The 3,071-nt window shown below is 59.1% G+C and carries 4 protein-coding genes and 1 pseudogene; 4 read left to right on the top strand and 1 reads right to left on the bottom strand.

Annotated features, from left to right (window positions below):
- On the bottom strand, nucleotides 1-774 hold a 774-nt coding region (locus tag AB4043_RS23810; RefSeq protein ID WP_442308292.1), incomplete at its 3' end, for an amino acid--tRNA ligase-related protein.
- Nucleotides 775-1,022: 248 nt separating this feature from the next.
- On the opposite strand from AB4043_RS23810, the gene AB4043_RS23805 reads away from it, so the two are divergent.
- From AB4043_RS23805 to AB4043_RS23790, 4 genes and pseudogenes are all read left to right on the top strand, one after another.
- Nucleotides 1,023-1,271 carry an AtpZ/AtpI family protein gene (locus AB4043_RS23805; RefSeq protein ID WP_442299424.1) on the top strand — a complete coding sequence of 83 codons (249 nt, stop codon included), beginning with the start codon at nucleotides 1,023-1,025 and terminating at the stop codon, nucleotides 1,269-1,271.
- Nucleotides 1,268-1,693 carry an ATP synthase subunit I gene (locus AB4043_RS23800; protein ID WP_442299425.1) on the top strand — a complete coding sequence of 142 codons (426 nt, stop codon included), beginning with the start codon at nucleotides 1,268-1,270 and terminating at the stop codon, nucleotides 1,691-1,693. Before AB4043_RS23805 ends, AB4043_RS23800 begins: the two co-directional genes overlap by 4 nt.
- Nucleotides 1,694-1,775: 82 nt before the next feature.
- Nucleotides 1,776-2,219, top strand: a pseudogene (gene atpB, locus AB4043_RS23795) (F0F1 ATP synthase subunit A); the annotation flags it as partial.
- Between the two features lie 144 nt (nucleotides 2,220-2,363).
- The gene (locus AB4043_RS23790) at nucleotides 2,364-2,666 is read left to right on the top strand and encodes an ATP synthase F0 subunit C (protein WP_442299427.1); all 303 of its coding nucleotides are present in this window, start codon (nucleotides 2,364-2,366) and stop codon (nucleotides 2,664-2,666) included.
- Nucleotides 2,667-3,071: the final 405 nt, after the last annotated feature.

Raw genomic sequence — 3,071 nt, 5'->3', positions numbered from 1 at the left:
ATAGAGCTCCGGAGCGATACGGAGATAGAGATCCAGGTCCAGCGCATTGTGATGCGTCTGGAACGGGCGTGCCGCCGCTCCGCCCGCGATGGACTGCATCATCGGGGTCTCCACCTCAATGTATCCACGCGAATCGAAGTAGTTGCGAATGGCGCGCAGCACCTTGGCGCGCTTGAAGAAAACCTCACGCGAGGGAGCGCGCAGGCGCTGGCCTTGCTGAGGCGCGCCTCCTTCTTCGGCCGGAGCTAGTTCCTCGAAGTCTCCCGTATCGGTGAAGAGGTCGAGGTAGCGGCGGCGATAGCGAGTCTCGATTTCGGCCAGGCCGGAGAACTTGTCAGGCAACGGCAGCAGAGCCTTGGTGAGAAAGCTGAGCGACTCGACGTGAATGGTGAGCTCGCCGGTGCGGGTGCGGAAGATGTAACCCTGCACGCCGATGTGATCGCCGAGATCGAGAAGCTTGTACAGAGAAAACTGGTCTTCGCTGACCGCGTCCTTGCGGACGTAGATCTGCAGGCGCTCGCCATTCTGCTGCAGTGTCGCAAAGCCGGTCTTTCCCTGCAGGCGAATGGCCATGATGCGCCCCGCGATGGCGACCGGCGGCTTCTGCGCTTCGAGATCTTCAGTGGAGAGCGCGCTGAACTTCACCCGTGCCTCCGGGATGGTCAGCGTCACCGGATAGGTGTTGGGATAGAGCGGCTGGCCGAGCTCGCTGATCTTCTTCAGCGTCTCGATGCGTTCGCCATACAGCTTTTCTTCAAACTCTGATTCGAACAAAAGGAATACTCGCTTCTCAAAAAGGACTTGAAAACTCAAGTATATCCGCCAATATTTCGAGGAAAATGCCTCCGCTAGGCGGCAAAGGGGAACCGCAGTATGCGGTTCCCCTGGGGGAGGACTGCTGGTTGGGAACATTGGCAGAACGTGCCAGATTCGTGCCGCCAACAATCGCAAGGACCAATACCTAAAGGGAAAGTTGCGTTTCCGTGCGGAATTTTTTCCGTGGTGGTGTAATAGGACACGCAATGAGCGAGGAAAATCGCACCCCCGGCAAGCCGAAAGGCGTCCTTGGCGACCTGGTCAAAGCAGAGTCCTTCATCCAGTTGGCCTTTGCGCTGCCGATCGGGTGTCTGGTGGGCTGGCTGCTCGGCCATTGGATCGACACCAAGCTGGGGACGCACTGGATTGGGGTCGTCGGCATCCTGGTGGGTGCAGCCGGCGGATTCATCCAGATCTATACCATCGCCTCGCGCTACATGAAGAGGAACAATTGAACCTGCCGGACGCTGCCAGTTACACCGACGACGACTTTCGCCGCCTGATCCTGCGCGCCATGAAGCTCGCTACCATCCTGGCATTGGTGGGCGCCACAGGCGTTTGGCTCAAGTGGGGATGGCGATCTGCCATTCTGCTGCTGGTCGGCGCGGTGATCAGCACCAGCGGTCTGTGGGAGTGGCTCCGGCTCATGACGGCCGTCATGGTCCGCATGGATGCCAGTGAAACGGTGAAGAAAGGGCGGTCACTTGGTTTGGTTCTGGCGGGCTTTTTCATACGCCTGGGGCTCACTTTAGTGGCCCTGTATGTTAGCCTTAAGTTTCTGGATGGTTCGGTTTACGCGCTGGCGGCCGGCCTCGGCCTGGGCGTTTTCGCTCTAGCGTTCGAGGGGGCAAAGTTGGCCCGCGTCTGGACCGTCTAGGAAGTCCTTCAGACAGGTTATTTGCCCCAAGATATGCCTCACCAGTTGCTGTTTACCGAGTTTCTGAGGCTATGAGAAGTTCACTGGCTATCTGACCGCGATCTTCCTGTTCATACTACTGGCGAACCTGATGGGCCTGGTCCCCGGGCTCGAGTCGCCGACCGCTGATGTAGTGGTGCCGCTGGGGCTGGCGATTCTGACCTTCTTCTACTACCACTGGCATGGCATCAAGGCCAACGGTTTCGGATACATCAAGCAGTTCCTGGGACCGGTCTGGTGGCTGGCCCCCCTGATGTTCCTGATCGAGGTGGTTTCGCACGTCGCCCGCGTGCTCTCGCTCACCGTTCGTCTCTTCGCGAACATGTTCGCCGGCGACCTGCTGACAATGGCCTTTTTCTCGCTGGTGCCTATCGGTATCCCGCTGGTCTTCCTCGGCCTGCACCTTGGCGTCGCCGTGATTCAGGCATACGTCTTCATGTTGCTGGCCACGATTTACCTCAGCCTCGCGGTCTCACACGAGCACTAGACCTCGGCTGAACGACAAGTTTGACGCATGCGGTACCGGCTTCCACCGCATGCGGAGCATCACCGCCATGAGCGTGAGGGGGTCAGCACGGTGAACCTCAACCACCCACTGATGACGGAATTCCGGAAGCCCGGAGTAACTCCAATGCGTAAGCTTCAGTATCTGTTCATGACGGTCGCCGCTCTTCTGCTGGCGCCTGCCGCGTTCGCTCAAACCGCCGAAGGCGGCAAGAACGGTCTGTTCTACATCGCCGCCGGTCTGGGCATGGCCCTCGCCGCTGGCCTCTGCGGTCTGGCTCAGGGCAAGGCCACTGCCTCTGCCGCCGAAGCGCTGGCCCGCAATCCTGGCGCCCGCCCCGGCATCTTCACCTTCCTGATCCTCGGCCTGGCCTTCATCGAGTCCCTGGCTCTGTTCACCTTCGTTATCATCTTCCTGAAGGTTCAGTAAGCGATTTGCAGCACATGAACGTAGAAAGCCCTCGCTTCGGCGAGGGCTTTTCGTTTGCCTGATACCCACGTATCTGAGGCGGGCACGATTCTTGCTGCCCCATTCTTCGCAGTTCTATCGCGAAGGGTGGGGTATCGCGCGCGAAAAGCGCGAGCATCACCTCACATAAAAGCCAAACTCATCCGGGTGCCCCACCCTCACACCGTTAGGGTGGGCGAGGAAGCCACAAAAGTTGAGCAACGGATCGAGCTGCGCTCGATGCACCCACATAAGCTTCGCGTATCTTCACCCCAACGAAGCAAGTTCATCGGGGACCCCGGTTTGGACAGCCTAAAAGAAACGCCGGCAACCAATGGTCGCCGGCGTTCTGCTTTTATTGAAGGGTTTTAGCGGTTGCGCGATACC

Source organism: Terriglobus sp. YAF25 (assembly GCF_052113305.1).
In the GTDB taxonomy this organism is placed as follows: domain Bacteria; phylum Acidobacteriota; class Terriglobia; order Terriglobales; family Acidobacteriaceae; genus Terriglobus.
Note: the sequence above shows the minus strand (reverse complement) of the source record. Positions and strands in the feature narration are given on the sequence as shown.